Source organism: Oleiphilus sp. HI0086 (assembly GCF_001635225.1).
In genome coordinates, this window is the sequence record NZ_LWFZ01000307.1 from 1 (window position 1) to 415 (window position 415).

Genomic DNA, 415 nt, shown 5'->3' on the forward strand with positions numbered 1-415 from the left:
ACCTATACCTTGTACCCAATCGTGTCGGGCAGGTCTCTATTAAATATCTCATTTGCCCATAGCATGACATACATTTCGTCATCGCCAATATTCGTAATGTTATGAGACCAACCAGGCACTGTTTCTACCACTTCTGGGTGCTCTCCTGAGGTTTCAATAGTAAAGGTCTCACCTGTCACAATATGCTTGAACCCAAACTGGGCACGCCCCTTCAACACGAGAAATTTTTCGTTTTTGGTGTGGTGATAATGCTCGCCTCGAGTGATGCCGGGGTGAGCAGAAAAAAACGAGAACTGACCTGAATCCTTGGTTTTAAGCATTTCTACAAAGACCCCTCTTGGGTCTTCATGCTTCACCAGTTCGTAAGAAAACTGTTGTGGGGTATAGTAACTTATGTATGTTGAATAGAGCGCTC

General features: G+C 44.3%; 1 pseudogene. It reads right to left on the reverse strand.

Annotated elements, in window-relative coordinates:
• Nucleotides 1–2: 2 nt before the first annotated feature.
• A pseudogene (locus A3756_RS27215) lies at nucleotides 3–415 on the reverse strand (capsular polysaccharide biosynthesis protein CapF); the annotation flags it as partial.